Source organism: Streptomyces sp. RK62, from assembly GCF_018070255.1.
In the GTDB taxonomy this organism is placed as follows: domain Bacteria; phylum Actinomycetota; class Actinomycetes; order Streptomycetales; family Streptomycetaceae; genus Streptomyces; species Streptomyces nigra.
The window spans coordinates 512,963-538,832 of sequence record NZ_JAGPYD010000001.1; the positions used below are offsets into that span (position 1 = coordinate 512,963).

At 73.9% G+C, this 25,870-nt stretch carries 30 protein-coding genes; 11 read left to right on the forward strand and 19 right to left on the reverse strand.

Annotated elements, in window-relative coordinates; translation table 11 throughout:
- The first annotated feature begins 2 nt into the window (after positions 1-2).
- Both KBY32_RS02165 and KBY32_RS02170 read left to right on the forward strand, forming a co-directional pair.
- Entirely contained in the window at positions 3-1,949 is a 1,947-nt protein-coding gene (locus KBY32_RS02165) for a fumarate reductase/succinate dehydrogenase flavoprotein subunit (RefSeq protein WP_210978608.1), read from the forward strand.
- Entirely contained in the window at positions 1,946-2,692 is a 747-nt protein-coding gene (locus tag KBY32_RS02170) for a succinate dehydrogenase/fumarate reductase iron-sulfur subunit (protein WP_210978609.1), read from the forward strand. The genes KBY32_RS02165 and KBY32_RS02170 overlap by 4 nt, the downstream gene beginning before the upstream one ends.
- A 108-nt stretch (positions 2,693-2,800) precedes the next feature.
- On the opposite strand, the gene KBY32_RS02175 is transcribed toward KBY32_RS02170, so the two are convergent.
- The 8 genes from KBY32_RS02175 to KBY32_RS02210 are packed head-to-tail and all read right to left on the reverse strand — an operon-like array spanning position 2,801 to position 6,325.
- Positions 2,801-3,094 carry a gas vesicle protein K gene (locus KBY32_RS02175; RefSeq protein ID WP_055618960.1) on the reverse strand — a complete coding sequence of 98 codons (294 nt, stop codon included), beginning with the start codon at positions 3,092-3,094 and terminating at the stop codon, positions 2,801-2,803.
- On the reverse strand, positions 3,091-3,312 hold the full coding sequence (locus tag KBY32_RS02180) for a gas vesicle protein (protein WP_055618959.1): 222 nt from the start codon (positions 3,310-3,312) through the stop codon (positions 3,091-3,093). Before KBY32_RS02180 ends, KBY32_RS02175 begins: the two co-directional genes overlap by 4 nt.
- On the reverse strand, positions 3,309-4,130 hold the full coding sequence (locus KBY32_RS02185; RefSeq protein WP_210978610.1) for a GvpL/GvpF family gas vesicle protein: 822 nt from the start codon (positions 4,128-4,130) through the stop codon (positions 3,309-3,311). The genes KBY32_RS02180 and KBY32_RS02185 overlap by 4 nt, the downstream gene beginning before the upstream one ends.
- Positions 4,127-4,471, reverse strand: coding sequence for a gas vesicle protein (locus KBY32_RS02190; protein ID WP_374224889.1), 345 nt, complete (start codon positions 4,469-4,471; stop codon positions 4,127-4,129). The genes KBY32_RS02185 and KBY32_RS02190 overlap by 4 nt, the downstream gene beginning before the upstream one ends.
- Positions 4,468-4,731 (reverse strand): gas vesicle protein GvpG, encoded by a 264-nt coding sequence (locus tag KBY32_RS02195; protein WP_210978611.1) that lies wholly within the window; start codon positions 4,729-4,731, stop codon positions 4,468-4,470. Before KBY32_RS02195 ends, KBY32_RS02190 begins: the two co-directional genes overlap by 4 nt.
- 4 nt (positions 4,732-4,735) lie before the next feature.
- The gene (locus KBY32_RS02200) at positions 4,736-5,494 is read right to left on the reverse strand and encodes a GvpL/GvpF family gas vesicle protein (protein ID WP_210978612.1); all 759 of its coding nucleotides are present in this window, start codon (positions 5,492-5,494) and stop codon (positions 4,736-4,738) included.
- Positions 5,491-5,964 (reverse strand): gas vesicle structural protein GvpA, encoded by a 474-nt coding sequence (locus KBY32_RS02205; RefSeq protein ID WP_055618954.1) that lies wholly within the window; start codon positions 5,962-5,964, stop codon positions 5,491-5,493. Before KBY32_RS02205 ends, KBY32_RS02200 begins: the two co-directional genes overlap by 4 nt.
- A 37-nt stretch (positions 5,965-6,001) precedes the next feature.
- Positions 6,002-6,325, reverse strand: a complete 324-nt coding sequence (locus KBY32_RS02210; RefSeq protein WP_210978613.1) for a gas vesicle protein — start codon at positions 6,323-6,325, stop codon at positions 6,002-6,004.
- Between the two features lie 211 nt (positions 6,326-6,536).
- Between KBY32_RS02210 and KBY32_RS02215 the strand changes: the two genes are divergently transcribed.
- Both KBY32_RS02215 and KBY32_RS02220 read left to right on the forward strand, forming a co-directional pair.
- Positions 6,537-7,307 (forward strand): GNAT family N-acetyltransferase, encoded by a 771-nt coding sequence (locus KBY32_RS02215; RefSeq protein ID WP_115507144.1) that lies wholly within the window; start codon positions 6,537-6,539, stop codon positions 7,305-7,307.
- Positions 7,304-8,218 carry a 1-acyl-sn-glycerol-3-phosphate acyltransferase gene (locus KBY32_RS02220; RefSeq protein ID WP_210978614.1) on the forward strand — a complete coding sequence of 305 codons (915 nt, stop codon included), beginning with the start codon at positions 7,304-7,306 and terminating at the stop codon, positions 8,216-8,218. Before KBY32_RS02215 ends, KBY32_RS02220 begins: the two co-directional genes overlap by 4 nt.
- Here KBY32_RS02220 and KBY32_RS02225 read toward each other — a convergent pair.
- Entirely contained in the window at positions 8,208-10,541 is a 2,334-nt protein-coding gene (locus KBY32_RS02225) for an excinuclease ABC subunit UvrA (protein WP_210978615.1), read from the reverse strand. The genes KBY32_RS02220 and KBY32_RS02225 overlap by 11 nt on opposite strands.
- A gap of 220 nt (positions 10,542-10,761) precedes the next feature.
- Positions 10,762-11,760 (reverse strand): LLM class flavin-dependent oxidoreductase, encoded by a 999-nt coding sequence (locus KBY32_RS02230; RefSeq protein ID WP_210978616.1) that lies wholly within the window; start codon positions 11,758-11,760, stop codon positions 10,762-10,764.
- A 78-nt stretch (positions 11,761-11,838) separates the two neighbouring features.
- Between KBY32_RS02230 and KBY32_RS02235 the strand changes: the two genes are divergently transcribed.
- On the forward strand, positions 11,839-12,330 hold the full coding sequence (locus tag KBY32_RS02235; protein WP_210978617.1) for a hypothetical protein: 492 nt from the start codon (positions 11,839-11,841) through the stop codon (positions 12,328-12,330).
- A gap of 13 nt (positions 12,331-12,343) precedes the next feature.
- Here KBY32_RS02235 and KBY32_RS02240 read toward each other — a convergent pair whose 3' ends face one another.
- From KBY32_RS02240 to egtA, 5 genes are all read right to left on the reverse strand, one after another.
- Complete coding sequence (locus KBY32_RS02240) at positions 12,344-12,559, reverse strand: dodecin (RefSeq protein WP_055618949.1); 216 nt, start codon at positions 12,557-12,559, stop codon at positions 12,344-12,346.
- Positions 12,560-12,625: 66 nt separating this feature from the next.
- Positions 12,626-13,588, reverse strand: a complete 963-nt coding sequence (egtD, locus tag KBY32_RS02245; RefSeq protein ID WP_210978618.1) for an L-histidine N(alpha)-methyltransferase — start codon at positions 13,586-13,588, stop codon at positions 12,626-12,628.
- Entirely contained in the window at positions 13,585-14,376 is a 792-nt protein-coding gene (egtC, locus tag KBY32_RS02250; RefSeq protein ID WP_210978619.1) for an ergothioneine biosynthesis protein EgtC, read from the reverse strand. Before egtC ends, egtD begins: the two co-directional genes overlap by 4 nt.
- Positions 14,376-15,695: an ergothioneine biosynthesis protein EgtB gene (egtB, locus tag KBY32_RS02255; RefSeq protein ID WP_210978620.1), complete on the reverse strand. Its 1,320-nt coding sequence runs from the start codon at positions 15,693-15,695 to the stop codon at positions 14,376-14,378. The genes egtC and egtB overlap by 1 nt, the downstream gene beginning before the upstream one ends.
- Complete coding sequence (egtA, locus tag KBY32_RS02260; RefSeq protein ID WP_210978621.1) at positions 15,692-17,023, reverse strand: ergothioneine biosynthesis glutamate--cysteine ligase EgtA; 1,332 nt, start codon at positions 17,021-17,023, stop codon at positions 15,692-15,694. The genes egtB and egtA overlap by 4 nt, the downstream gene beginning before the upstream one ends.
- 313 nt (positions 17,024-17,336) lie before the next feature.
- Between egtA and KBY32_RS02265 the strand changes: the two genes are divergently transcribed.
- On the forward strand, positions 17,337-18,161 hold the full coding sequence (locus KBY32_RS02265; RefSeq protein WP_210978622.1) for a TIGR02452 family protein: 825 nt from the start codon (positions 17,337-17,339) through the stop codon (positions 18,159-18,161).
- On the opposite strand, the gene KBY32_RS02270 is transcribed toward KBY32_RS02265, so the two are convergent.
- The 4 genes from KBY32_RS02270 to KBY32_RS02285 all read right to left on the reverse strand — a co-directional run bounded on the left by KBY32_RS02270 (position 18,146) and on the right by KBY32_RS02285 (position 21,652).
- Entirely contained in the window at positions 18,146-18,592 is a 447-nt protein-coding gene (locus KBY32_RS02270) for a type II toxin-antitoxin system PemK/MazF family toxin (RefSeq protein WP_210978623.1), read from the reverse strand. The two genes, KBY32_RS02265 and KBY32_RS02270, sit on opposite strands and share 16 nt — an antisense overlap.
- Before the next feature lie 33 nt (positions 18,593-18,625).
- Entirely contained in the window at positions 18,626-20,050 is a 1,425-nt protein-coding gene (locus KBY32_RS02275; protein ID WP_210978624.1) for an amidase, read from the reverse strand.
- Positions 20,051-20,177: 127 nt separating this feature from the next.
- Positions 20,178-21,104, reverse strand: a complete 927-nt coding sequence (locus KBY32_RS02280; RefSeq protein WP_210978625.1) for an RNA polymerase sigma-70 factor — start codon at positions 21,102-21,104, stop codon at positions 20,178-20,180.
- Between the two features lie 74 nt (positions 21,105-21,178).
- The gene (locus KBY32_RS02285; RefSeq protein ID WP_210978626.1) at positions 21,179-21,652 is read right to left on the reverse strand and encodes a carboxymuconolactone decarboxylase family protein; all 474 of its coding nucleotides are present in this window, start codon (positions 21,650-21,652) and stop codon (positions 21,179-21,181) included.
- Between the two features lie 298 nt (positions 21,653-21,950).
- Between KBY32_RS02285 and KBY32_RS02290 the strand changes: the two genes are divergently transcribed.
- Genes KBY32_RS02290 through KBY32_RS02310 form a run of 5 tightly spaced genes read left to right on the forward strand, consistent with a single transcriptional unit; the run spans position 21,951 to position 25,831 of the window.
- Positions 21,951-22,136 carry a hypothetical protein gene (locus KBY32_RS02290; protein ID WP_210978627.1) on the forward strand — a complete coding sequence of 62 codons (186 nt, stop codon included), beginning with the start codon at positions 21,951-21,953 and terminating at the stop codon, positions 22,134-22,136.
- A gap of 29 nt (positions 22,137-22,165) precedes the next feature.
- Complete coding sequence (locus KBY32_RS02295; protein WP_210978628.1) at positions 22,166-22,873, forward strand: hypothetical protein; 708 nt, start codon at positions 22,166-22,168, stop codon at positions 22,871-22,873.
- Positions 22,870-23,844, forward strand: coding sequence for a hypothetical protein (locus KBY32_RS02300; RefSeq protein WP_210978629.1), 975 nt, complete (start codon positions 22,870-22,872; stop codon positions 23,842-23,844). Before KBY32_RS02295 ends, KBY32_RS02300 begins: the two co-directional genes overlap by 4 nt.
- Positions 23,841-24,761, forward strand: coding sequence for a hypothetical protein (locus tag KBY32_RS02305; protein ID WP_055618937.1), 921 nt, complete (start codon positions 23,841-23,843; stop codon positions 24,759-24,761). Before KBY32_RS02300 ends, KBY32_RS02305 begins: the two co-directional genes overlap by 4 nt.
- Positions 24,758-25,831 (forward strand): serine hydrolase, encoded by a 1,074-nt coding sequence (locus KBY32_RS02310; RefSeq protein WP_210978630.1) that lies wholly within the window; start codon positions 24,758-24,760, stop codon positions 25,829-25,831. The genes KBY32_RS02305 and KBY32_RS02310 overlap by 4 nt, the downstream gene beginning before the upstream one ends.
- Positions 25,832-25,870: the final 39 nt, after the last annotated feature.

The following is a 25,870-nucleotide window of genomic DNA, read 5'->3' on the forward strand; positions in this document are numbered from 1 at the left end:
GAATGACCTACACCGACTACGCGACCGGCGAGCCCGTCGCCGACACCAAGGCCCCGGCCGGTCCGGTCAACGAGCGCTGGGACAAGCGCCGTTTCGAGGCCAGGCTGGTCAACCCCGCCAACCGGCGCAAGCACACCGTCATCGTCGTCGGCACCGGCCTCGCGGGCGGCTCCGCCGGCGCCACGCTCGCCGAACAGGGCTACCACGTCGTCCAGTTCTGCTACCAGGACTCCCCGCGCCGCGCCCACTCGATCGCCGCGCAGGGCGGCATCAACGCCGCGAAGAACTACCGCAACGACGGCGACTCCATCCACCGGCTCTTCTACGACACCGTCAAGGGCGGCGACTTCCGGGCCCGCGAGTCCAACGTGCACCGCCTCGCGCAGATCTCCGTGGAGATCATCGACCAGTGTGTGGCGCAGGGCGTGCCGTTCGCTCGTGAGTACGGCGGTCTGCTGGACACCCGCTCCTTCGGCGGCGTCCAGGTGTCGCGGACGTTCTACGCCCGCGGCCAGACGGGCCAGCAGCTCCTCCTCGGCGCCTACCAGGCGCTCAGCCGGCAGATCGCCGCGGGCAACATCGAGATGCACCCCCGTACCGAGATGCTCGACCTGATCGTCGTCGACGGACGGGCGCGCGGCATCGTCGCCCGCGACCTCATCACCGGGAAGATCAGCACCTACTTCGCGGACGCGGTCGTCCTGGCGAGCGGCGGCTACGGCAACGTCTTCTACCTGTCGACGAACGCCATGAACTCCAACGCCACCGCCGTCTGGCGGGCGCACCGGCGCGGCGCGTACTTCGCCAACCCCTGCTTCACGCAGATCCACCCCACCTGCATCCCGCGCACCGGCGACCACCAGTCCAAGCTGACGCTGATGAGCGAGTCGCTGCGCAACGACGGCCGTATCTGGGTGCCCAAGGCCAAGGGCGACACCCGTCCGCCGCACCAGATCCCCGAGGACGAGCGCGACTACTACCTGGAGCGCACCTACCCGTCCTTCGGCAATCTGGTCCCGCGTGACATCGCCTCCCGCGCCGCGAAGAACGTCTGCGACGAGGGCAGGGGAGTGGGCCCCGGCGGCCAGGGCGTCTACCTGGACTTCGCCGACGCGATCCAGCGCATGGGCCGCAAGGCCGTCGAGGCCAAGTACGGCAACCTCTTCGACATGTACCAGCGGATCACCGACGAGGATCCGTACCAGGTGCCCATGCGGATCTACCCCGCCGTGCACTACACGATGGGCGGCCTGTGGGTCGACTACGACCTCCAGACGACCATCCCCGGCCTGTTCGCGATCGGCGAGGCCAACTTCTCCGACCACGGCGCCAACCGCCTCGGCGCCTCCGCGCTGATGCAGGGCCTCGCCGACGGCTACTTCGTCCTGCCCGCCACCATCAACGACTACCTCGCCCGCAACCCCCACCACGAGCGGGTCACCGACGACCACCCCGCCGTCCAGGAGGTGCTGGCCGAGACCGAGGACCGGCTCAATCTGCTGCTCGCCGTGGACGGGGACCGCACCCCGGACTCCTTCCACCGTGAACTCGGTGAGCTGATGTGGGAGTTCTGCGGCATGGCCCGCACCGACTCCGGACTGCGCAAGGCCCTGGAACGCATCCCGCAGATCCGCGAGGAGTTCTGGCGCCGCATCAAGGTCCCCGGCACCGGCGAGGAGTTCAACCAGTCGCTGGAGAAGGCCAACCGCGTCGTCGACTACCTGGAGCTCGCCGAGCTGATGTGCCTCGACGCGCTGCACCGCACCGAGTCCTGCGGCGGCCACTTCCGCGAGGAGTCCCAGACCCGGGACGGCGAAGCGGCCCGGAAGGACGACGAGTTCGCCTATGCGGCCGCCTGGGAGTTCACCGGCACCGGCGAGGCTCCGACCCTGCACAAGGAAGACCTGGTCTTCGAGTACGTCCACCCCACCCAGCGGAGCTACGCATGAAGCTCACCCTGCGCGTCTGGCGGCAGAAGAACGCCGAAGCCGAAGGCGCCATGTCCACGTACGAGGTGGACGGCATCTCCTCCGACATGTCCTTCCTGGAGATGCTCGACACCCTCAACGAGGAGCTCATCCTCAAGGGCGAGGACCCCGTCGCCTTCGACCACGACTGCCGCGAGGGCATCTGCGGCGCCTGCTCGCTCGTCATCAACGGCGACGCGCACGGCCCCGAGCGCACCACCACCTGCCAGCTGCACATGAGGTCCTTCAAGGACGGCGACACCATCGACATCGAGCCGTGGCGGGCGTCGGCCTTCCCGGTGATCAAGGACCTCGTCGTCGACCGCACGGCGTTCGACCGGATCATCCAGGCCGGCGGCTACATCACCGCGCCGACCGGCGCGGCCCCCGAGGCGCACGCCACCCCCGTGCCCAAGCCGGACGCCGACTCCGCCTTCGAGCACGCCGAGTGCATCGGCTGCGGGGCGTGCGTGGCGGCCTGCCCCAACGGCGCGGCGATGCTGTTCACCTCCGCCAAGGTCAACCACCTCAAGGTGCTGCCGCAGGGCGCGCCCGAGCGCGAGACCCGCGTGCTCGACATGGTGGCGCAGATGGACGAGGAGGGCTTCGGCGGCTGCACCCTCACCGGCGAGTGCGCCACGGCCTGCCCCAAGGGCATCCCGCTGATGTCCATCACCAGCATGAACAAGGAGTGGCTGCGGGCCACCCGGAAGGCCAAGAGGTAACACCCTCGGGGCGCGGCCCCCTACGAGACGTTCGCCGAGCGGTGCGGACGGGCGGGACCGGGAGAGGTGCTCCTCCCGGTCCCGTCTGGTGTTCTCGTGGTCTGCGGGTCACCGGCCCGGATCGGCGAGCAGGTGACCCAGCGGGCCGAGGTCCAGGTTCAGATCCGCGCGCCGCAGCCCGTGCTGTTCGCACAGCTCGTCCATACGCTCGTCCAGCAGCATCAGCGCGGTCCCCAGCCGGTCCTCCTGCTCGGCGCTGAGCGTCCCCTCGTCGAACCGGCGCACCGCCTGCCGTTCCATCAGCTGCCGCAGGAGCTCCACCACGGTCAGGACCAGCGCCGCCAGATCGTTGGTGACCCGCTCGGGGTCGAGGTCCACGGCATGGGCGCGCGGCGCGGTCACAGCGGCCCGCTGTCCGGCCAGGGGGCGGGCACCCGCTCGCTCACCGACGCCAGCAGGGCGTGCAGGGAGATCCGCACCAACGGCACGTCGGCGATGGCCAGCACCAGGTCGCCGCTGACCACGACCCCGGTCGCCAGCACCCGGTCGAGCAGGTCGACCAGGGGCACCCCGACCGGCGCGTACGGCTCCGGCTCCTCCCACGGCACCGGCACACTCATGCGACCACCTCCACCGCGTCCGGTTCCGGCCGGGCGAAGGAGTACGGGATCCAGGGCCCCGACACGGTGACCTCCAGACCGGTGCCGGCGGCCTCGCGGGCCAGCCGGCCGACGGCCCGCGTGAACTCCTCGCGGCGGGCGTCGTCCACCAGATAGGCGGCGTTGAGCAGTTGCGGCACGTTCGTGCCGGTCAGCCGCTCGCTCTGCGGCCGGTGCCGGGTCGCGGCGACGGCGTACCGGCGCAGCTCCCGGTCGACGGCATGGGCCCGTGCCAGGGCCTGCTCGCGCGTCTCGCGTTCGGTCCGCCGCCGGGCGCTGGCCCGCCGCAGATACGACCGCCCGTCGGCCGCGCCCTCCCCGCCGGCGGCAGCCCCGGCCGTCGGGCCGTGCACCTTCACCGCCCACTCCGTGCGGTCGCGCAGCCGCTCCAGCAGGTCCCGCAGGGAAGCCCCCCGGGCGGTCACGGCCCGGACCGCGTTGCGGTCGTCGAGATACAGCGTCGCCATCGGGAGCGGTACGGCGGGACCCGCGCTCGCCGCCGCCTCCACGGCCCGGTGATGGGCGCGGGCGCAGCGCTCCAGCGCGTCCGGCCGGTTCAGCCGTTCCGCCAGCGCCTCCTCGCCGTACTCCGCCGCCGGCACGTCCTGCACGACCAGGTGGAACTCACCCGCGGCCAGGCTGCGCAGGGGGCCGCCGCCCTCGTGGCCCGGCGTCCGTCCGAGCACGTCGGGCGGCACCGGGGAGTCCGTCACGGCGAAGACGCAGAGGAGGGTGCGGGGTTCCGCCGTCGTCGCCCGGCCGGCCGGGAGCGTGCTCATCGGGTCACCTCCGTGGTGTCGGCGTCGGATTCCTCCAGGGCCTCCAGGCGGGCGCGCAGCCGGGCGTTCTCCTCGGCGAGGGCGTCCCGCGCGGCGCGCGAGGAAAGCGCCGGGTCCGTCTCCCACCAGTCGATGCCCGCCTTCTTCGCGGTCTCCACCGAGGCGATGAACAGGCGCAGCCGGATGGTCAGCAGCTCGATGTCGAGCAGGTCGATCTTGATGTCGCCCGCGATGACGATGCCCTTGTCCAGCACGCGCTCCAGCAGATCCGCGAGGCTTCCGCCGGACGGCCCGGCGGGCTGCGGATCGAAGTCCGTCGGCCAGGTGGACAGGTCGGTCACCGGGCGCCTCCGTGCGGCGGGAGCCCGCCGTGATGGACGGGGCCGCCGAGGCGCGCGAGCAGCCGTTCCTCCTCCGCCTCGAAGGCAGCCTCGTCGATGATCCCCTCGTCCAGGTCCCGGTTCAGCGCCGCCAGCCGGGCCTGCACCCAGCGCGGGTCGCACGCCTGGCGCTCGGCCTCCCGGCGCAACTGCTCGGCGACCCACAGCGTCCCGCGCAGGGGCGCCACGGGCAGCAGCAGGATCTCGGTCAGGAGTCCCACCGGGTCACCGCCCGGCCGGCGCGGACGGCGGGTCCACGAAGCTGTAGCAGGGCAGCGGGCCGGTGAGGCTGAGCGTCAGCCGGTCGCCGACGGCGCGGGCCCGCTCGGTCACGGCCTCCCGGAACCGCTGTTCGTCGGCGGCGCGGACCAGGAACGACGTGCTCAGCACCTGCTCGTCGTCGACCTGACCCTGCGCGGTGCGCACGGCGAGCGGGGACAGCAGGGCCAGCACCTCCCGGGCCGCGCCGCGGGCCTCCCGCGCGACCCCCTTCGCCAGTGCCTCGCCGAGCCGTACGTTCGCCTCGTAGCCGGGACGCTGCCGGGTCCGCCGGGCGAGCGTCCGCAGCGAGCCGTCCCGGCGTACGAGATCGGGGAAGTGCCCGGGCACCACGGCACCCTTCACGTTCATCTCGACGCAGCCCCGCACCCCGTCCAGCTGGGCCGTCAGATGGGCCCGGTGCGAGCTCAGCCGGTCGAGCAGTTCCTCCGGGCCGGCGCTGAGCACGGCGAACCGCATCGGCAGCACCGGGCCCCGCTCGGCGAGTTCCGTCAGCACCGCCTGGTGGGCCGTCAGGTCCCGGCGCCGGGCGCGCAGGGAGGCCGGCGCGTCCGAGACCGCCGCGCACAGCCCGGACCCGGCCAGCAGCCGCACCGGGGCGCCGCCCACCCCGGGGGTGCGCGGCGGACGGGCGCCCTCGGGGGCGATGCCGTAGACGTACAGCGTGCCGGTGGTCGTGGGGGCGGCGGTTGCCGTCACGGTCATTCCTCCTCGGCCGCGCGGCGCCTGGGCCGCGGGCGGTCGTCGTCACTGCGGCGCTTGCGGGCGGGCCGGCGGGCGGGTGCGGCCTCCGCCGCCTCCTCCGCCGCCTCTTCCTCGGGTGTCTCGTCCTCCGGGCTGAGCACGTCGCGCACCTTGTCGGTGAGGGAGCGGGCGGTGCGCTTGGCGCCGGCCTTGCCGATCGTCTTGGCGACCGGCCCGCCGAACAGCTCCGGCACGGTCTTGGAACGCGGGTCGCGCTCCAGGTCCAGGCGGTTGCAGGCCTCGGCGAAACGCAGATAGGTGTCGACGCTGGCGACGACGATACGGGCGTCGATCTTGAGGATCTCGATGCCGACCAGCGAGACGCGCACGAAGACGTCGATCACCATGCCGCGGTCGAGGATCAGCTCGAGTACGTCGTAGACGTTGCCGGCGCGGGGCGCGCAGACGATCTCGTCAGTGTGGACGGTCATGCGGGAGGTCCTTCCCGTCGAGCGGTCGTGCGCGCGGTCACTGGTCCTGGGCGCCGCGCCGGTACCGTGCGATCCGCCGGTACTGCTGCAGTTCGCCCCCCTGGTCCAGCTCCACCTGGTAGGTCGCGAGCAGACTGGTGGTGTCGGGGATGCGCGCCAGTTCGAGCACGTCGATGTCGACGACCCAGCCGCCGTCCTCACCGCGGCAGACGGCGGACACCCCTTCGAGGGGGTGCCCGATCAGCTCCGTGAGCGCCTCGGCGGCACTGCGGGCGGCCCCTCCGGCACCGCGCACGGTACGGCGGCGCGTGGCGGACGAGGCGGAACCCTTGCGGTGCTCGCCGGTTCCCGATTCGGTCATGGACCCACTCTCGCCAAGGCGGCCCGGACGCGCGCCCGGAGCTACGCCGTCCGGGCCCGCCGGTCCGGCGCGAGCCGTTCAGCCACCCCACATCCCGGCTCCCCGCACAGGACACACGCAGGTCAGCCGCGCTCGGGAGAACGGGGTCGGCGCACCGCGCGACACCGCGCGGCCGTCCCCGCCGCACCGGCCCCGTGACCAGGAGAGAGCCATGACCGGCGCTTCCACGCTCGCCCGTCCCCCGCAGCCCACGGCACCCACCCGCTACACCGTCCGGCTCGCCCGCGACGAGGAGGACGTCCGCGCCGCCCAGCGGTTGCGGCACGACGTCTTCGCCGGCGAGCTGGGGGCCTCGCTGTCCACCCCGCTGCCGGGGCTCGACATCGACGCCTTCGACGCCTACTGCGACCACCTGCTCGTCCACGAGGAGTCGTCCGGGCAGGTCGTGGGCACCTACCGGCTGCTGCCGCCCGAGCGGGCCGCCGTCGCCGGACGGCTCTACTCGGAGACCGAGTTCGACCTCACCGCGATCGACGCGATCCGCCCGGACCTGGTCGAGGTCGGCCGCTCCTGCGTCCACCCCGGCCACCGCGACGGCGCCGTGATCGGCCTGATCTGGGCGGGCATCGCCCGCTACATGGTGGACCGCGGCCACGAGTGGCTGGCGGGCTGCTGCTCGATCCCGCTCGCCGACGGCGGCACCCTCGCCGCCGCCACCTGGGACCGGGTCCGCACCCGGCACCTCGCCCCCGAGGAGCACCGTGTACGGCCGCTGCGGCCCTGGCGGCCGGTCGCCCCGGCACCCGCCCGGCGCGTCGAACTCCCCGCCCTCCTGCGCGGATACCTGCGCCTGGGCGCCCAGGTGTGCGGTGAACCCGCACACGACCCCGAGTTCGGGGTGGCCGACCTGTACGTGCTGCTGTCGATGCGCCGGATGGACCCGCGCTATCTGCGGCACTTCCTCTCCCTCGTCCCGGCATGACGACCCCGACGGGCGGAGCCGCCCCTGCCCACGCGCACGCCGCCGACACCGGGACCGTGTGGCGTCCGAGCGCCCCCTGCACCCCGCGCGTCTGCGTCGAGCCCGCGGCACGGACGCGGGCCCTGCCGTGGGCCGTTCTGCGGGTGACGGCCCTGCTGCTCCTGCTGGCCGCCGGCCTGACCGTGCGTCTGGCCACCGCGCCGCTCGGCGCCCGCGTGCCGCCGGGCCCCGTCCGCCACTGGTGCCGCTGGGTGGTCCGGGCCGCAGGCTTGCGGGTCCGGATCGACGGCGCGGCCACGACCGGCACCGGCGTGCTGATCGTCGCCCGGCACGTGTCGTGGCTGGACATCCCCCTGCTGGCCGCCGTCCGCCCGGCACGGATGCTCGCCAAGTCGGAGATCCGCTCCTGGCCGGTCGCCGGCCGGCTGGCCGTCCTCGGCGGTGCCCTGTTCATCGACCGGGACCGGATCCGCGCGCTGCACGGCACGGTCGCCCGGATCGCCGCGGCACTGCGCTCCGGCGCGGCGGTCGTCGTGTTCCCCGAGGGCAGCACCTGGTGCGGCCGGAGCGGTGGCCGCTTCCGCCGGGCCGCGTTCCAGGCCGCCCTGGACGCGGACGTCCCCGTCCTGCCCGTACGTCTGCGCTACCGGGTCACCGGCGGCCCGGCCGCCACGCTCCCGGCCTTCGTCGGCGACGACACACTGCTCGCCTCGGTCTGGCGGGTGGTCCGGGCCCGGGGTCTGAGCGCGGAGGTGGAGGTACGGGCGCCCCTCGTGCCGGGCGCCACGACCGACCGCCGCGCGCTGGCAGGGGCGGCCGAGAGGGCGGTGGGGACACCGGGGGACGCCGTCCTCGCCGGGGAGGCCGTCCCGGCGGGAGACGGGATGCCCCGCGTGGGAGTCACGGCATGACGCGCGCCAGATACGGCGCCGTGGCGCTGTCGGCCGTCGCCGCCACCTCCGCCGGGGTGCCCGCCGCCACGATCCGGCCGCCCGCGTCACCGCCGCCCGGACCCAGGTCGATGACCCAGTCGGCGCCCGCGACGACGGACATGTCGTGCTCGACCACGATCACGGTGTTCCCGGCGTCGACCAGGCCGTGCAGCTGACGCATCAGCACCTCGACGTCGGCCGGGTGCAGTCCGGTCGTCGGCTCGTCCAGGAGATACAGGGTGTGCCCGCGCCGACCGCGCTGCAGCTCGCTCGCCAGCTTGATGCGCTGCGCCTCGCCGCCGGACAGCTCGGTCGCGGGCTGGCCCAGCCGGAGATAGCCGAGCCCGACGTCCAGCAGCGTGGCCAGACTCCGGGCCACGGCCGGGGTGTCCGCGAAGAAGTCCGCGGCGGCCTCCACCGTCAGGTCCAGCACCTCGGCGACACTGCGCCCCCGGTACCGCACCTGAAGCGTCTCCGCGTTGTAGCGGGCGCCGCCGCACTCCGGGCACGGCGCGTACGTGCTCGGCAGGAACAGCAGCTCCACGCTGACGAACCCCTCGCCCTGACAGGTCTCGCAGCGCCCGCCCGCCACGTTGAAGGAGAACCGCCCGGCGCCGTACCCCCGCGCGCGGGCCTCGTCGGTGGCCGCGAACAGCTTGCGCACGACGTCGAACAGACCCGTATAGGTGGCGAGGTTGGAGCGCGGCGTACGGCCGATGGGCCGCTGGTCGACCGAGACGAGCCGGCCGACGCCCGGCAGCTCCTCGGTGATCTCGCCGATGAGCGTGGACTTGCCCGACCCCGACACACCGGTGACCGCGGTGAACACCCCGAGCGGGAACGCGGCCGTCACCTCGCGCAGATTGTGCCGGGTGACCGGCCCGACCGTGAGACGGCCCCGCGCCGCCCGCACCTCGCGCCTCGCCGCCGGGGCGTCGTCGAACAGGAACCGTGCCGTGGCCGAGTCGGCGACCGACGCCAGCTCGGCCACCGGCCCGCTGTGCAGCACCCGCCCGCCGTGCTCGCCGGCCCGCGGCCCCACGTCCACCAGCCAGTCCGCGCCCCGCATCACATCGAGGTGGTGCTCGACCACGAACACCGAGTTCCCGGACTCCTTCAGCCGGGCCAGCACCCGCAGCAGCGCCTCCGTGTCCGCCGGGTGCAGCCCCGCCGACGGCTCGTCGAGGACGTACACCACCCCGAACAGCCCGGACCGCAACTGCGTAGCCAGCCGCAGGCGTTGCAGCTCGCCCGCCGACAGGATGGGCGTGGCCCGGTCGAGGCTGAGATAGCCGAGGCCCAGCTCGAGCACGGGCGCGATCCTGGCCTTCAGATCGCCGGTCAGCACCCGCGCGGTCTCCGACCCACCGCCGTCCAGCGTCCGCGCCAGCTCGACCAGCGGCAGCGCGGCCAGCTCGGCGATCGTCCGGCCCGCGAAAGTGACCGCCAGCGCCTCCGGCCGCAGCCTGCTGCCCCCGCACGCCGGGCAGGGCGCGGCGGTCAGGAACCGCTCCGCCCTGGCCCGCAGCGTCGCGCTCCGCGAGTCCGCGAAGGTCTTCATGACATAGCGCCGGGCGCTCATGTACGTGCCCTGGTACGGGCGTTGGATGCGGTCGGCGTCGCGCACCGGGTGCACGGTGACGACCGGCTGCTCGTCGGTGAACAGGATCCATTGCCGCTGCTCGGCCGGCAGCTCCCGCCACGGCCGGTCCACGTCGTAGCCCAGCGCGTCGAGGATGTCGCGCAGGTTCTTGCCCTGCCACGCCCCCGGCCACGCGGCGATCGCGCCCTCCCGGATCGACAGCGACGGGTCGGGCACCAGCGACTCCTCGGTCGTCCGGTGCACCCGGCCCAGCCCATGGCACTCCGGGCACGCCCCGGCCGCGGTGTTCGGCGAGAAGGAGTCCGAGTCGAGCCGCTCCGCGCCCGGCGGATAGTCGCCGGCCCGGGAGTACAGCATCCGCAGGGAGTTGGAGAGGTTGGTGACCGTGCCGACGGAGGACCGCGACGTCGGCGCGGAGCGGCGCTGCTGGAGCGAGACGGCGGGCGGCAGCCCGGTGATCTCCCCGACCTTCGGCGCGCCGACCTGGTGGATCAGCCGGCGGGCGTACGGGGCGACCGACTCGAAGTAGCGGCGCTGCGCCTCGGCGTAGATCGTGCCGAAGGCCAGCGACGACTTCCCGGAGCCGGACACCCCCGTGAACACGGCCAGCACATCGCGCGGGATGTCGACGTCCACCCCCTGGAGGTTGTGCTCGCGGGCGCCGCGGACGCGGACGTAGGGGTCGTGCGGGGAGTGCATGGGGCGGTGCTCCGGGAGAAGGGCGAGGACAGGGCTCCTCAGCCTAAAGGGCTGTCCCGTACCTCCCGGCGGGCGCGCGACGACAGCTACGGCACCTCGCCGCGTTGTCGGGCCGTCCGCATACATCCAGTATGCGGACGGCCCTCCGCCTTGCGATGCACCGCATCTGACGCCGCGCGCTGATCCACCGGGAATTACGGGACAGCCCTTGGGCAACCCGTCACGCGTGGACGATCCGGGCGAGCCGCCGGTAGGAGTCCACCAGCGCCTCCCGGTCGTACGTGCTCGTCGTCACCAGCACCTCCTGGGCGCCGGTCTCCTTCAGCAGCGTCTCCAGCTCGTGCGCGACCTGCTCCTCGGTGCCCGCCACATGCCCGGTGAGCCCCCGCTCGTAGAACTCGCGCTCCCGGCCGGACAGGGACAGCGCCTCCACGCGCTCGGCGGGCGGCAGCGGCGGGAAGGTGCCGTGCGTCCGGGAGTACGCCATCGACCACGCCTCCGGCACGAGCAGCCGGCGCGCCTCCTCGGGCGTCGCGGCCACCGCCACGGTGCCGGAGATGACCACGTACGGCTCAGACGCCCACTGCGACGGCCGGAACCGCTCCCGGTACCGGTCGACGCCGCGCCGCATCCGCTCCCGGTCGCGCAGATCACCGATCACCATCGGCAGCCCGGCGCGAGCCGCGATGTCCGCGCCCTCGCCCATGGCCAGCACGAACGGCGGCACCGTCAGACCCTCCGGCGGCCGGGCGTGCACCCCCGTCGGCGAGGTCCCGCGGAACCAGCCCAGCAGCTCCTCCAGCTGGCCCGCGAAGTCCTCGGCGTCCTCCTTGTCCCGGCCGAGCGCCTTGCGCACCCCGCCGGTGAAGCCCACCGAACGGCCCAGTCCCATGTCGATACGCCCCGGGAACAGCGACTCCAGCACACCGAACTGCTCGGCCACCACGAGCGGCCGGTGGTTCGGCAGCATCACCCCGCCGGTGCCGACCCGGATCGTGCGCGTCGCCCCGGCCACGGCGGCGGCCAGCACCGTCGGCGCCGAGCCCGCGACCCCGGGCACCCCGTGGTGCTCCGACACCCAGAAACGATGGAAGCCGAGCTCCTCGGCCACCCGCGCCAGCGCCACGGTGTCCCGCAGCGCCTCCGGGGCCGTGTGGCCCTCCCGGGTGCGGGAACGGTCGAGGACGGAGAAACGGGTCGAGGCGATCACGGAGCTCATACGAGGTTCAACACACGCCGGCGCCGGAGATTCCTGCCGGGCGGCACCGTGTCACACCCGGACCGTACGCTGTCGGACGTGACCGACAGCAGCCGACGTCCGCTCGCCGTGTTCGACCTGGACAACACCCTCGCCGACACCGGCCACCGCCAGCACTTCCTGGAGCGCAAGCCCCGCGACTGGGACGGCTTCTTCGCCGCCGCGCCCCAGGACCCGCCGCTCGAGGAGGGCATCGTGCTGGCCCGGGAGAGCGCGAAGGAGTGCGAGATCGTCTACCTGACCGGCCGGCCCGCCCGCTGCCGGCGCGACACGCTCGACTGGCTCGCCGCACACGGCCTGCCCGACGGGGACCTGCACATGCGCCGCGACGACGACCGCAGGCCCGCCCGGCGCACCAAGCTGGAGATCCTGCGCCGTCTCGCCCGCACCCGGGAGATCCGGGTCCTGGTGGACGACGACGAGCTGGTGTGCGAGGACGCCCGGCGGGCCGGCTTCAGGGTGGTGCTCGCCCGCTGGACGGCGCCGTCCACCACCCTGGAGGAGGCACAGGAGCGCGAGGGACGCACCTGAGAGCAGATGCCTCCTACTCGGACTCCTCCAGGCGGAAGCCGACCTTCATCGTCACCTGCCAGTGCGCGATGTCACCGTCGTCGAGCTGGCCGCGTACGTCGGTCACCTCGAACCAGTCCAGGTTCCGCAGGGTCTGTGAGGCCCGCGCGATGCCGTTGCGGATGGCCTGGTCCACGCCGTCGGGCGAGGTGCCGACGATGTCCGTGACCCGGTAGGTGTGGTTCGACATGTGGGTGCTCCTCTCACACGCGTCACTCCACCGTGCCCCACCGCGGGGCATCGCGCGAGCCGTCCGTCACAGGGGTGTGCTGAGCGAGAGCGCGAACCGGCCCGCGGCGTCCGTCCACCAGTGGGTCAGTTCGAGCCCGGCCGCCGTCAGTTCCGCGCGCACCCCGTCCCGGCGGAACTTCGCCGACACCTCGGTGCGCATCTCCTCGCCCGCCGCGAAGTCCACGGCGAGGTCCAGCGCGGGCACCTTCACGGTCTGCGCGGTCCGGGCGCGCAGCCGCATCTCGATCCACTCCTGACGGGGGTCCCACACCGCCACGTGGTCGAAGGCGCCGGGGTCGAAGTCGGCGCCCAGCTCACGGTTGATCACGGTGAGGACGTTCTTGTTGAAGGCGGCCGTCACCCCGGCCGCGTCGTCGTAGGCGTCGACCAGGACCCGTTCGTCCTTGACCAGGTCGGTGCCGAGCAGCAGCGCGTCCCCGGGGGACAGCAGCGTCCGTACGGAGGCGAGGAACGCGGCGCGCTCCGGTGGCAGGAGGTTGCCGATGGTGCCGCCGAGGAACGCCACCAGACGGGGACCCGGTGTGTCGGGCAGGTCCAGGCCGGCCGTGAAGTCGGCGATCAGGGCGTGCACCTCCAGCCCCGGCCGCTCCTCGACGAGGGCCTGCCCGGCCTGGGTGAGGGCGCTCTCGCTGACGTCGACGGGGACGTACGTGCGCAGGCCGGTCAGGGCGTCGATCAGATAGCGGGTCTTCTCCGAGGAGCCGGAGCCCAGCTCGACCAGGGTGCGGGCGCCGGTGGCGGCGGCGATCTCACCGGCCCGGCCGGTCAGGATCTCCCGCTCGGCGCGCGTCGGGTAGTACTCGGGCAACTCGGTGATCTTCTCGAAGAGTTCGCTGCCCTGGGCGTCGTAGAACCACTTCGGCGGCAGGGCCTTGGGGGTGCTGGTCAGGCCCGCGAGGACGTCGGCGCGCAGCGCGGCCGAGGTGGCGTCCTCGGGGAGGGTGCGGGTGATACGGAACGGGCTCACGTGCGGGGCTCCTTGCGTGGTGCGGGGGCCGGGGCGGCGCTGGGTTCCTTGAGCGGGGTGAGGAGGACGTCGGTGCGGCTCGCGGCGAGCAGGGTGCGGTCGGGGACCTCCTGCCAGTGCGGGTCGTCGTCGTAGGGCTCGGAGGCCACGACGGTGCCGCCGCCGCTCCGGCGCAGATACCAGAGGGTGTCGCCCCAGGTGGTCGCGGTGATGGTCGCGCCGTCGGTGAGGAGCAGGTTGAGCCGGGAGCCGGGGGCCGCCTCGGCGACCTCCAGGACCGTGTCGGCCAGCGCCTGCCCCTGGTCGTCGCCGTCGCGCAGCCGGGCCAGAACCAGCGCCCAGACGAACGCCGAGTCGTTGCGGGCCTCCATGGACAGCAGCTCCACGGCGGGCAGCGTCGGCGTCAGGGGCGCGAGCGAGCCGGGCCACCCCTTCACGGCGCCGTTGTGGCTGAACAGCCAGGCGCCGGCGGCGAACGGGGCCGCCGCGGCCTCCTGGTCGGCGCCAGGAACTGTGGCGTCCCGTACGGCGGCGAGCAGCGCTGTGCTGCGCACGACCCGGGCGAGGTCCGCGAACGACGGGTCCGCCCACATCGGCCCGGCGCGCCGGTACCGGGCCGGCACCGGGTCCTCCTCGGCGTACCAGCCGACCCCGAAACCGTCGGCGTTGACGGTGCCGTACCGCTGGTGCCGGGGTGCCCAGGCCTGCCGGTACAGGCCGTGCGGGGGCTCCACGAGGAGCCGGCCGAGCGGCTCCCCGGGGCCCACGTAGGCGAGGTGACGGCACATCAGGCGCCCTCGGCGGAACGGGCGGTGCGGAAACCGGAGAAGATCTGCCGGCGGATCGGGTAGTCCCAGTTGCGGAAGGTGCCCCGGCAGGCCACCTCGTCCACCGCGAACGAACCGCCGCGCAGCACCTTGTACTCCGGCCCGAAGAACACCTCCGAGTACTCCTTGTACGGGAACACCTGGAAGCCGGGGTACGGCAGGAAGTCGCTCGCCGTCCACTCCCACACGTCACCGATCAACTGCCGTACGCCGAGCGGCGACTCGCCCTCCGGGTAGCTGCCCGCCGGGGCGGGCCGCAGATGGCGCTGGCCCAGGTTGGCGTGCCGGGGGTCCGGGTCGGCGTCGCCCCACGGGTAGCGGGTCGAGCGGCCGGACACCGGGTCGTGCCGGGCGGCCTTCTCCCACTCCGCCTCGGTGGGCAGCCGCCGTCCGGCCCAGCGGGCGTAGGCGTCGGCCTCGAACCAGGAGACGTGCAGCACCGGTTCGTCGGGCGGCACCACCTCGGTGACGCCGAAGCGCCGCCGCAGCCAATGCCCGCCGTCCCGGTGCCAGAACAGGGGTGCGTGGATGCCATGTTGGCGGATGTGCGCCCAGCCGTCCGGTGTCCACCAGCGTTCGTCGTCGTAGCCGCCGTCGTCGATGAACGCCCGGTAGGCGCCGTTCGTCACGGGGGTCGTGTCGATCCAGTAGGGGGCCACCTCGCGCCGGTGCGCGGGGCGTTCGTTGTCCAGCGCCCAGGGCTCGGTGGAGGTGCCCATGGTGAACGGGCCGCCGGGGACCAGGACTTCGGACGGCCCGGTGAACGGGGGCGCCGGGTCCGGGTCGGGGGCGGTGAGGGCCTGCGGGCCTATGCGGAGCTGATGCGTGATCAGCATGGTCTCGTCGTGCTGCTGTTCGTGCTGCGCGATCATCCCGAACGCGAAGCCGGCCTCGGTCAGCCGCGTCCCGTGGAACGCGGTGCCCTCCAGCAGGTCAAGGACCCGGCCGCGCACCTCGGAGGCGTAGGCGCGGGCCTCGGCCGGTGCGAGCAGCGGCAGCGAGGGGCGCTCGGAGCGCGGGTGCTCGAAGGCGTCGTAGAGGCCGTCGATCTCGGGGCGCATCGCGTCCCGTCCGGCGACCGCCCGGAGCAGCCACTGCTCCTCCTGGTTGCCGATGTGGGCGAGGTCCCACACCAGCGGGGACATCAGCGGCGAGTGCTGGGCGGTCAGGTCCGGTTCGTCGACGCAGCTGGTCAGCAGGGTCGTCCGGGCACGGGCCGTGGTCAGGGTGGTCAGGGCCCGCTCGCGGAGCGTCTCGGCGTCGAGGGCGGGGTCGGTCATGGGGTGTCCTTCCCGTGCGGGGTCCCCGCGTGCGAGCGGGGCCGGGAGCGGGGGTGGTCCGTGCCGTGGTGCCGGTCCAGCAGGTCGTCGGCGGGGCAGCGGCCCCGTGCGACGTAGCGGTCGAGGTAGTCCGCCACCGCGTCCGTGATCTCGGTGCCGGCGCCGAGCCGGGGCAGGGCCTCCAGGGCCGCCGTGAAGCAGAGCACCGCCACCTCGTGGAGCTCCGGGTCGGCCAGGCCCGAGCGGGCCGCACGGGCCCACAGCGGGTTGTGCGGCGCGGGCCGCGACAGGGCCCGCTCGGCGAGCGGCTTCACGGCCCGGTAGGCGGTCTCGGCCGCCTCCGGATCGTCGAAGAGCGCTGCGGTCACGGCGAGCGGCACGATCCAGCCGTCGTCGCCGGGCTGTGCGTCGATCATGCGCAGCTCCAGATGGCCACGCGGTCTGACCGGCGGGAACAGCGTCGTCAGGTGGTAGTCGAGGTCCTCCCGGGTGGGCGGCCTCGGCGCGCCCGAGCGGGTCCACTCACGGAAGGACAGCCCCTCGGGCACCTCCCACGGACCGTCCTCGCGGCGTACGCACATCACGGGCGCGTCCAGCACGTGCCGTGCCCATCCGGCGCGCGGGTCGCCGTTCAGCGGGGGCGCGCCCGCGCGGTCCGGGCCGATGTCCATCCAGAACCGCTGCCGGGTGGAGAGCCAGCCGGTCGGTTCCCGCCCGGCGAGCGGGGAGTTGGCGAACGCGGCGACGAGGACCGCGCCCAGCTGGTGGGCGAGCCACCAGCGCCGGCCGTGGCCCAAGGGGCCGGGCTCCTCGTACCCGGCGTCCAGGCAGACCTGTACGGAGGCCGAGGTGCACATCATGGCGCGGCCGGCCGGACCCCCGCGGTCCAGGACCTTCTCCATGGCGTCGTAGCGCGGCTCGCGCAGGAACCGGCGCGGGGGGTGCCAGGGGTCGGTGCCGAGTCCGGCGAGGCCGAGTCCCAGTCCGCGCAGTACAGTGCGGACGGCGGCCAGATCGGCGGAGACCAGGCCGACGCACTCGGTGAGCGAGCCGGCGGGGGGTGAGCTCAGCTCCAGCTGCCCGCCGGGCTCCACGGTGAGAGCCGAGCTCAGGGGCAGGGAGCGTACTGCGGCGTAGGCCGCCTCGAGTCGTTCCGGTGTCACGGGGAGCCGCGGGTCGCGCAGCTCATGAACTATCCATTCCACTTCCACCCCGAGCGTGCGGGGCGGGCCAGTCTTGAAGCAGATGCCCCGGACCAGGGCCTCCACTTCGGCTTCGGTGACCGCGGCGCGGGAGCGCTCCGTACAGCCACTGACCGAGTCGGACATATCGGGATCCTCCTGAGAGTCCACGATGCCACCGGCCCACGGATCTCGCGGGCCGGGGCGGCACACTCGTCCCACCCAAGACGTTCACGACGACTCGCACAAGAGTGCGTACTCGGCGTGTTCCGGGTCCGTAATCTCCGTTTCTCCGGTGTGGGCAGCGGGTTTCCCGGCCGTCGCCGACGTGCTTCGGCCCGCCGAAATTCCTGTTGCGGCGCAGTCCCAGCATCGCCCAGGATGCTCACGTGAGCACGACGGGGGAGAGCACGAGCGGCCCGCGCGGTCGCGGGTTCATGGCGCGCACGGGGGTGGCGCCATGAGCGCGCGCCTGCGCGGCATCGCCAAGGAGACCGAGCAGATCGTGGCGGCGGGCGGCTACCGCGCGCCGGACGGCCGGGAGGTGTCCATCGCCGCCGCCGTCGACGCGGCCCGCGCGGGCACGCGGATGTACGGTCCCGAGCCGGTCCCCGTGCCGGACGCGGCCCCGGTGACCACGTCGTTCGAGGTCACCGGGGAGTCCAGCCTGGAGGCGGCCCGCCGCCTCGGCGCCGGCACCGCCGTGCTGAACTTCGCCTCCGCCCGCAACCCCGGCGGCGGCTTCCTGAACGGCGCGCAGGCCCAGGAGGAGGCCCTGTGCCGCGCCTCCGCGCTGTACACGTGCCTGCGGGCGGCGCCCGGCTTCTACGACCACCACCGCGCCCGGCGCGACCCGTTCTACACGGACCGCGTGATCCACTCGCCCGGCGTGCCCGTGTTCCGCGACGACCGGGGCCGGCTGCTCGCCGAGCCGTACCAGGCCGGCTTCCTGACCGTCGCCGCCCCGAACGCGGGCGTCGTACGGCGTACGGTCCCCGAGCGCGCCGGCGAGGTGCCGCGCGCGCTCGCCGGTCGCGCCGAGCGGGTGCTGGAGGTCGCCGCCGCGCACGGCTACCGGCGGCTGGTGCTCGGCGCCTGGGGCTGCGGCGTCTTCCAGAACGACCCGGCGCGGGTCGCGGAGGCGTTCCGGGGCCTGCTCGGGCCGGGCGGACGGTTCGAATCCGCGTTCGAGCACGTGGTGTTCGGCATCCTCGACCGCACCCCGGACAGCGCCACGCGCGCGGCGTTCGCCCGGACCTTCCCGGAGCGTCAGGTCCAGCCGTAGCGCTCGTGCAGCCGGCGCCGGACCAGGTCGAAGCGGCCCCGGTCCAGGGCGCACGCCTCCCGGCGCATCCCCTCCTCGTGCAGCCGCAGCACCCGGTCGACCCCCACCCAGGAGTCCCGGCCGGTGCGGTCCCAGGGCCCGCTGCCTATCGCCACCCACTCACGGTCGCCGTCGTGCCGCTTGCTGGACAGCTGCACCGCGAGGAACGTCCCGGCGGCCTCCCGCGCCACCACCAGCACCGGGCGGTCCTTGCCCCGGCCGTCGTTCTCCTCGAAGGGCACCCAGGTCCAGACGATCTCCCCGGGGTCCGGGTCGCCGTCGTGCGCGGGCGAGTACTCGGTGCGCACCTTGCCGACCGCGCGCGGATCGGCCTCGGTGGTCGCCGTACGGCCGTGACGGCCCGGGACGTTCTCTTCGGTGTACGTGTTCACGCAGGCACTCTAGGGGGGTCCGTCGCGGCATGGTCAGCCGGTTGCGACCGGGGCCGTCTCGCCCTGCTGCGGGGGCCACAGTTCGTGCCAGCGCAGCTCCGACTCCAGTTGCGCGGCGAGGGAGATGAGCAGCGGCTCGCTGTGCGCGGGACCGAGGAGCTGGCCGCCGACGGGCAGGCCGCCCACGAAACCGGCCGGGATGTTGACACCGGGCCAGCCCAGCACGTTCCACGGCCACGCGTACGGGCAGGCCGCGATCATGGCGCGGTCGGTGGCGAAGCCGCCGAGACCGGCGAGCGCGCCGATCCGGGGCGGGGGAGCGGCGGTGGTCGGCGCGAGGACGACGTCGTACGTCTCGTAGAACCGGCCGATCCGGCGGTGCAGGACCGCCTCGGCGCGCCGGGCCACCCGCAGCGGGGGCCCGCCGAGGAGCCGGCCCAGCCGGACCGCGCTCCGGGTGCGCGGGTCGAGGAGCGCGGGGGAGGGCACGTCGGCCGCCCACTCGGCGATCCCCGCCGTGGCACGTGGCACGAACGTCAGCCCGATCCTGCCGTACGGCGGGTCGGCCTCCTCGACGTGATGGCCCAACTCGGCCAGCCGGGCGGCCAGTTCGACGACCTTCGCCCGCACCTCGGGCAGCAGCCGGGCGGGCACGGCGGTGAACGGCGGCTTGAGGGAGAGCGCGATGCGCAAGCGGCCCGGGTCGCGGCCGACGGCCGCCGAGGCGTCGACGGCGGGCGGCCGGTGCGGGTCGCGCGGGTGGTTGCCCGCGGCCGCGTCCAGCAGCAGGGCCGCGTCGGCGACCGTCCGGGCGAGGGTCCCGTTGACGGTGATGCCCTTGAAGGACTCGCCGCGCGGCCAGGTGGAGATGCGCCCGCGCTGGGGCTTGATGCCGATGAGATGCGTCCAGGAGGCCGGGATGCGCACCGAGCCCGCGCCGTCCGAGCCCAGCGCCGCCGGCACCAGACCTGCCGCGACCGCCGCCGCCGAACCGCCGGACGAGCCGCCCGGGGTGTGCTCCGGGTCCCAGGGATTACGGGTCGCGCCGAAGGCGGGCCCCTCCGTGAACGGCCACTGCCCCAGCTCACAGGTGTTGGTCTTGCCGACGATCACGGCCCCGGCCGCGCGCAGCCGCCGTACCGCCTCACCGTCCTCGGCGACCGGCGGGAACTCCCCTCGGCAGCCGAACGCGGTCGGCTCGCCCGCCACGTCCATGTCGTCCTTCACCGCGACCGGCACCCCCAGCAGCGGCAGCCGCTCACCGGACGCCAGCCGCTCGTCCGCCGCCCGCGCCTCGGCGAGGGCGGCCTCCGCCCGGACCACCCGGAACGCGTTGAGGGACCCCTGCGTGGCCTCGATACGCGCCAGCGCGTCGGCGACGAGAGCCTGCGAGGTCATCTCCCCCTCGGCCAGCGCGCGGGCGGACTCCACGAGACCTGCGGCACGGTCGGGCGTCATACGGGGCACCTCCGGGACGACGATGTCTACCGAACGGTAACCTCCGGCGGGCCGCGGCGAAACGTTTTCGCCCGGTGTGGCTCCCAGGAGACCGGGCCACCGCATCACCGCCCGCGCGGACGGGCCGTCAGTCGGCGACCGCGGCCACATAGGGCGCCAGCTTCGCCGGGTTCATCACCCACATCAGCCGCTCGATGCCCCGGTCCGAGACATCCGCGCAGAGCAGCGCCACCGGGTGGCCCTCGCGCCACACCAGCACCGCCGGCCTGCCGTTCGCCTCCACCCAGCGCACCCGCGAGTGCGGCCAGAACCGCGGAGCGAACGCGGCGAGGTACCGGGCGACCCGCTCCCGCCCGGCGACCGGCACCCTGGACGCCCCGCGCATCCCGCCGCCGTCGGCGTAACTGACGACGTCCTCGGCGAGCAGTTCCTCCAGGGCGGTGAGCGTGCCGGTGCGCGCCGCCTCCAGGAACGTTTCCAGGAGCCGCCGGTGCGCACTGTCGCTCACCGGCTCCCGGCGGGCTGCCTTCAGATGCTTCCGGGCGCGGCTGACCAGTTGACGGGTGTGGGGCTCGCCCGTCTCCAGGATCTCCGCGATCCGCTCGTACGGGTAGTCGAAGGCCTCCCGGAGCACATAGGCGGCCCGTTCGTGCGGGTTGAGCTTCTCCAGCAGGAGCAGCACGGCCAGATCGACCGCCTCGGCCCGCTCCGCGCCCAGCTGCGGATCGGCACGCGTGTCGACCGGCTCCGGAAGCCACGGCCCCACATACGTCTCACGCCGCTTCCGCGCGGACTGCGTGGAGTTGATGGCCAGCCGGGTGGTGACCGTCGTCAGGAACGCGGCGGGTTCCCGGATGCCGGAGCGGTCGGCGCGCTGCCACCGCAGCCAGGTCTCCTGGAGGATGTCCTCGGCGTCCGCCGCGCTGCCGAGCATGCGGTAGGCGATCCCGAAGAGCTGGGGGCGGGCCGCGACGAAGTCCTTCATCGCGCGCTCCAGCGAGTCCCGGTCGTCCCCGGTGCGGTCGAGGGGTTCGCTGTCGTCCCGGTCGCGCATCGTGCCTCCAGCCCCAGACCACCATGCTAGGGCGTGGTCCGCCGGGGCGCCCCGGCGGACCACGGCGTGGGTGGTCAGCCGAACTGGCCCGGCCGGTAGTCCCCGGCGGGCTGCCGGTTGATGACGTTGACGCGGTTGTAGGCGTTGATGAGGGCGATCAGCGAGATCAGCGCGAGGAGTTGCTCCTCGTCGAAGTGCTTGGCGGCCTGGGCCCACGCCTCGTCGGTGACGCCGCCGGACGCGTCGGCGATCCGGGTGCCCTGCTCCGCCAGTTCGAGGGCGGCGCGCTCGGCGTCCGTGAAGACCGTGGCCTCGCGCCAGGCCGCGACCAGATGGAGGCGCTGGGCGGTCTCGCCGGCGTGCGCGGCGTCTTTGGTGTGCATGTCGGTGCAGAAGCCGCAGCCGTTGATCTGGCTGGCGCGGATCTTCACCAGTTCCTGGACGGTGCCGGGCAGCGACGAGTCCGAGATCGCCTTGCTCGCGGAGTTGACGTGCCGGAGCACCTTGCCGGCCAGAGGGCTGCCGAAGAAGTCGAGACGCGGTTCCACTGTGAACTCCCGAAGTAGAGAGGGGATACACCTCCCTGACCGATCCGGAGCCGCGGATGTGACATGGGGGCGGTGTGGCGTGTGTCACCGCCGACCTGACAGGCCGCACTTGGGCGACCGGGGTGCCCAACTCCCGCCGATCAATGGGTTCTTCGGCCGTCCACCAAGCCCCGACCGTCCATGATCCGAAATGTTGAAGAAGTGACCTATGTGCACTCGTGGGAAAAGATGCGCGCTCTGTGGCGATGTGGTCATCTGGGTTGTGGAGGCTATGGCTGACCCCAGAGGAGATGGTGATATGCCTTCCATGGACAAGGCGATCAAGGACACGACCGGCGTCCGGACGGACCTCGACGCGGCACTCGACCCCGCCGAGCCCGACGGAGTGTTCCGCGACAGCCGGGAGTGCGCCGCCCTGGCGCTGCTCTCCGCAGACACCCAGCTGCTGCTGTCCCCGCCCACCCCCCGCCCCAAGAAGGGCTAGGGACCGGCGAACCGACAGGAGCACGCTGAATGGAGCAGTCAGGCACTTCGGCCCTCTTGCAGGGCGCGGTGCAGGACCTTGCGTCCGACGTGGTCTCCGCCCTCCGGGGCGGGGACCATGTGCGCATGTCCGGCACCTCGGCCATGGACGACGTCGAGGGGAGCCTCACCCTCGCCGCGGTGCGGGTACTCGGAGCGGACCTGCTCCTCCCTCACGTCCTCTTCCCGGCCCCTCCCGACCCCGAGGCACTCGAAGCCTTCCGCCGCACGGCGGAGGCCCATCCGCCCCGCCCCGACGCCGCCCCCACCGTCCGCTGGAGCCACTGGGCGATGCGCCGCACCCTCGCGCGCCTCGGCTCCCCCCTGCCCGCCCCGCCCGGCGAGGACGCCGGGGAACCCGGGACCGACTGGCTGGAGACGGCCACCTGGCAGGTCCTCACCCATCAACTCGCCGTCCTGGCCGCCCTGGCCGTGCCCGGCGAGGACAGCGCGGTGCTCCGCGTGGCCCGCGGCCGTCCCGTGGACCTCGCCCGCGGCTTCGTCCGTGCGGTACGCCGCCGGGACTGGCAGCAGGCGGCCGGAGCGGGACGCTGGCTGACCCTCGTCGACGGGGTGCCGGACACCCTCGGCCTCGAAGCGGGCCTGGACTTCGTGGAGCTGATGGGCGGCACCGACCCCCGGGTCACGCTCCAGGTGCAGGCCGCGCGGGTCATGCGGGCGGCCGGAGCACTCGTATGACGCCGACGGACGTGGCGCGCATCCGCGAGGTGGGCGCCGCGGCGCTCGCCTGGCTGTCCGCCCACCGCGACGAGTTCGCCCTGGGCGAAGGCGCGCTCGCCGCCGACGGACAGGTCGACGCCACCTGGAAGCCGCTCGGGGAACTCGCCCAGACCTGCGCGAGCGTGTGCGCGCACACCCCGGCAGGCGACCCGCTGCACGAGACCGCCGCCGATCTGCTGCGGTACGCCTGGCGCCAGACAGGCCAGGGCGAACTCTTCCCACGGCTGCAGCGGCTGGAGCCCTTCGCCACCTACCCGTTGGAGATCTACTCCGTCTTCGCCTCCGCCGGGCTGCGGCACACCGGGTACGAGACGGCCGTCGCCACCACCGCCCGCACCCGCGGCTGGCGGCTGACCGAGCAGGACCCGACCCGCCGGCTCGGCGTGCTCAAGGCCGAGCGGCGCGCCGGCATCCGCCGGGCCGAGGACGCCGGGGAGGTGCTGCGGCACACCTGGCTGGGCGGCCTGCCGGAACCCTGGACGTTCGAGCGCTCCGCCGGATACGCGCTCACCCACGTCGTCTTCCACCTCACCGACTGGGGCCGCGCCCCCGACGCCGTCCCCGCCGACCTGGCCGGCTACCTCGGCCACTGGCTGCCGGCCTGGCTCGACACCTGCCTGGACGCCGGGATGTGGGACCTGAGCTGCGAACTCCTCGTCGTGGCGGCCGGTCTGCCGGACCCGCCCGACCCCGAGACCCTGCGTGCCGCCTGGCCCCGGATCGCCGGGGCCCAGTGCGAGTCGGGCGCCCTGCCGCAGCAGGACCACCCCGAGCACGGCGACGGCCGGGAGCCGGACTTCCTGCACTGCTACCACTCCACGCTCATGGCCGCCTTCGCCGCCGCGCAGTGCCTCACCCGCCTGACCGCCGAGGTGTCCGCCGGCACCGGCGGACACCACCGGTACAGGGGACAAGGAGTGCCCGGATGACCGACCCCCGTCTCATGCACACCGTCGGCGTCCGCGCCCTGGAGTGGCTGTGGGCGCACCGCGACGGCTTCCGCCTCGAAACCGACGTCGACCCCGAGATCGGCTTCCTCGACCGCTTCAAACCGGTCGGCGAACTCGCCCTGATCTGCCGGGTGCTGTTCCGCGAGGGCGTGGCCGGGTCCCGGCAGGCCGACCTGGCCCGCCGGCTCCTCGACCACACCTGGCGCGAGACCCTCGACGGCGGCCGGATGCTGGCCCGCGGCCAGCGGATCGAACCCCTGTCGCCGATCCCGTTCGAGGTGTACCTGCCGTACAAGGAACTCGGGTACACCGAACCCGAGGTGGAGCGCGCGGTGCGCCTCTACCACCGGCTGGAGAGCTGGTCGGCCCTGGAGGTGGACCCGAACCGGCGGCTCGGGCTGGCCGCGTTCCAGCGCCGCTTCGGCCTCGCCCCCCGCACCCCCGAGGCCGATCTCGCGGGCGCCACCTGGCTGGGCCACACCCCCGAACCGTGGACCGTCAGCGGCCACATCGCCTACGACGTCACCCACACCGTCTTCCATCTGACCGACTGGGGCGCCCGCCCCGAAGGTCTGCCGCCGCACATCGCCGACTACCTCGCCGCCTGGCTGCCGGTCTGGATCGACGACTGGCTGGACCTGGAACGCTGGGACCTGCTCGGCGAACTCCTCGTCGTCGACGCCTGTCTGCCCCGCCCCACGCTGGACGAGCGGGCCTGGACCGGCTTCGCCGCCGCGCAGCAGGCCGACGGCGCCATGCCGGCCGTACGGTCGATGCCCGAGGGCGACCCGGACGAGGTGTTCGACCTCGTGTACCACCCGACGCTGGTCGCCGCGTTCGCCTCGGTGCTGGCCACGTCCCGGGCCCTCACCGAACTCACCCACGCCACCGCATGACCGCGCCCGCCACGCCCTGGCCGGGCCCGGCGCAGGACACCGCTCCGCGGGCCGCCGCACCCCTCGCGGACGACGGCACGACCGAGCGGCTGGTGCGGGCCGTCGACGCCGTGGACGCCCCCGACGTCGTCTTAGCGCTGTCCCGCGACGGCCGCCGCACCCTGCACTGCGGGGGCACCGCTGTGTCCCCGGCGGTGCCCCGGCAGGACCTGCGCTACGAGATCGGCTCGGCCTCCAAGGCGTTCACCGGACTGCTGTTCGCACGGCTCGTCGAACGCGGCCTGCTGACCGGGGGCGAGCCGGCCGCCGCCTGTCTGCGGCCGGGCCGGCCCGCCGGAGCCGACCCCGCGACCCTCGCGCACCTCGTCACGCACACCGCCGGACTGCCCGCCCTCCCCCCGGGTTTCTACGCCCGCGCGCTGCCCGCCTGGCGCACCAACCCGTACGGCCGCTACCCCGCCGAACAGGTCGTCGACGCCTTCCTGCACCACCGCCCCCGGCACCGGCCCGGCACCCGCTGGCACTACTCCAACTTCGGGGTCGCCGTGCTCGGGCACGCCCTGGCCGCCGTCACCGGCACACCCTGGGAGGAGCTGCTCGCCGCCCAGGTCCTGCGTCCGCTCGGCCTGACCGGCACCTCGCCGCGCCCGGAGGACCCGAAGACCGACGCGACCGGGCACGGCAAGGACGGCCGCACCCCCGTCCTCCCCTTCGACGCCGGCGGCTTCGACGCGGCCGGTGCCGTCCGGGCCACCCCGTACGACCTGCTCACCTTCCTGGAGGCGCACCTCGACCCGGCCGGCTCCCCGCTGGCCGGCGCGCTGCGCGCCGTGCGCACCCCCGTGCTGCGGCGCGGCCGGGGGCATGTCCACGTACACACGGTGGCGTGGTTCCAGCACCCCACCGACGGCGGCCCGATGTACTTCCACAGTGGGGCGACCCTCGGCCAGCAGGCGTTCCTCGGCTTCCGGCCGGACACCGGGACGGCGGTGGTCGCGCTGTGCACCCGCCGCTACCGGGCCCGCGACCCGTTCGTGCCCACGGCGTACGCGCTCCTCGCCGAGGACTGACACACACCGGCCGGTGCGGGGGAGGGCCCCGCACCGGCC

Excerpts from the sequence above, each read along its gene's own strand:
- KBY32_RS02165 (WP_210978608.1), top strand. The coding sequence starts at position 3 with ATGACCTACACCGACTACGCGACCGGCGAGCCCGTCGCCGACACCAAG.
- KBY32_RS02170 (WP_210978609.1), top strand. The coding sequence starts at position 1,946 with ATGAAGCTCACCCTGCGCGTCTGGCGGCAGAAGAACGCCGAAGCCGAA.
- KBY32_RS02180 (WP_055618959.1), bottom strand. The coding sequence starts at position 3,312 with ATGAGTGTGCCGGTGCCGTGGGAGGAGCCGGAGCCGTACGCGCCGGTC.
- KBY32_RS02185 (WP_210978610.1), bottom strand. The coding sequence starts at position 4,130 with ATGAGCACGCTCCCGGCCGGCCGGGCGACGACGGCGGAACCCCGCACC.
- KBY32_RS02200 (WP_210978612.1), bottom strand. The coding sequence starts at position 5,494 with ATGACCGTGACGGCAACCGCCGCCCCCACGACCACCGGCACGCTGTAC.
- KBY32_RS02205 (WP_055618954.1), bottom strand. The coding sequence starts at position 5,964 with ATGACCGTCCACACTGACGAGATCGTCTGCGCGCCCCGCGCCGGCAAC.
- KBY32_RS02210 (WP_210978613.1), bottom strand. The coding sequence starts at position 6,325 with ATGACCGAATCGGGAACCGGCGAGCACCGCAAGGGTTCCGCCTCGTCC.
- KBY32_RS02215 (WP_115507144.1), top strand. The coding sequence starts at position 6,537 with ATGACCGGCGCTTCCACGCTCGCCCGTCCCCCGCAGCCCACGGCACCC.
- KBY32_RS02220 (WP_210978614.1), top strand. The coding sequence starts at position 7,304 with ATGACGACCCCGACGGGCGGAGCCGCCCCTGCCCACGCGCACGCCGCC.
- KBY32_RS02225 (WP_210978615.1), bottom strand. The coding sequence starts at position 10,541 with ATGCACTCCCCGCACGACCCCTACGTCCGCGTCCGCGGCGCCCGCGAG.
- KBY32_RS02230 (WP_210978616.1), bottom strand. The coding sequence starts at position 11,760 with ATGAGCTCCGTGATCGCCTCGACCCGTTTCTCCGTCCTCGACCGTTCC.
- KBY32_RS02240 (WP_055618949.1), bottom strand. The coding sequence starts at position 12,559 with ATGTCGAACCACACCTACCGGGTCACGGACATCGTCGGCACCTCGCCC.
- egtC (WP_210978619.1), bottom strand. The coding sequence starts at position 14,376 with ATGTGCCGTCACCTCGCCTACGTGGGCCCCGGGGAGCCGCTCGGCCGG.
- egtB (WP_210978620.1), bottom strand. The coding sequence starts at position 15,695 with ATGACCGACCCCGCCCTCGACGCCGAGACGCTCCGCGAGCGGGCCCTG.
- egtA (WP_210978621.1), bottom strand. The coding sequence starts at position 17,023 with ATGTCCGACTCGGTCAGTGGCTGTACGGAGCGCTCCCGCGCCGCGGTC.
- KBY32_RS02265 (WP_210978622.1), top strand. The coding sequence starts at position 17,337 with ATGAGCGCGCGCCTGCGCGGCATCGCCAAGGAGACCGAGCAGATCGTG.
- KBY32_RS02275 (WP_210978624.1), bottom strand. The coding sequence starts at position 20,050 with ATGACGCCCGACCGTGCCGCAGGTCTCGTGGAGTCCGCCCGCGCGCTG.
- KBY32_RS02280 (WP_210978625.1), bottom strand. The coding sequence starts at position 21,104 with ATGCGCGACCGGGACGACAGCGAACCCCTCGACCGCACCGGGGACGAC.
- KBY32_RS02290 (WP_210978627.1), top strand. The coding sequence starts at position 21,951 with ATGCCTTCCATGGACAAGGCGATCAAGGACACGACCGGCGTCCGGACG.
- KBY32_RS02295 (WP_210978628.1), top strand. The coding sequence starts at position 22,166 with ATGGAGCAGTCAGGCACTTCGGCCCTCTTGCAGGGCGCGGTGCAGGAC.
- KBY32_RS02300 (WP_210978629.1), top strand. The coding sequence starts at position 22,870 with ATGACGCCGACGGACGTGGCGCGCATCCGCGAGGTGGGCGCCGCGGCG.
- KBY32_RS02305 (WP_055618937.1), top strand. The coding sequence starts at position 23,841 with ATGACCGACCCCCGTCTCATGCACACCGTCGGCGTCCGCGCCCTGGAG.
- KBY32_RS02310 (WP_210978630.1), top strand. The coding sequence starts at position 24,758 with ATGACCGCGCCCGCCACGCCCTGGCCGGGCCCGGCGCAGGACACCGCT.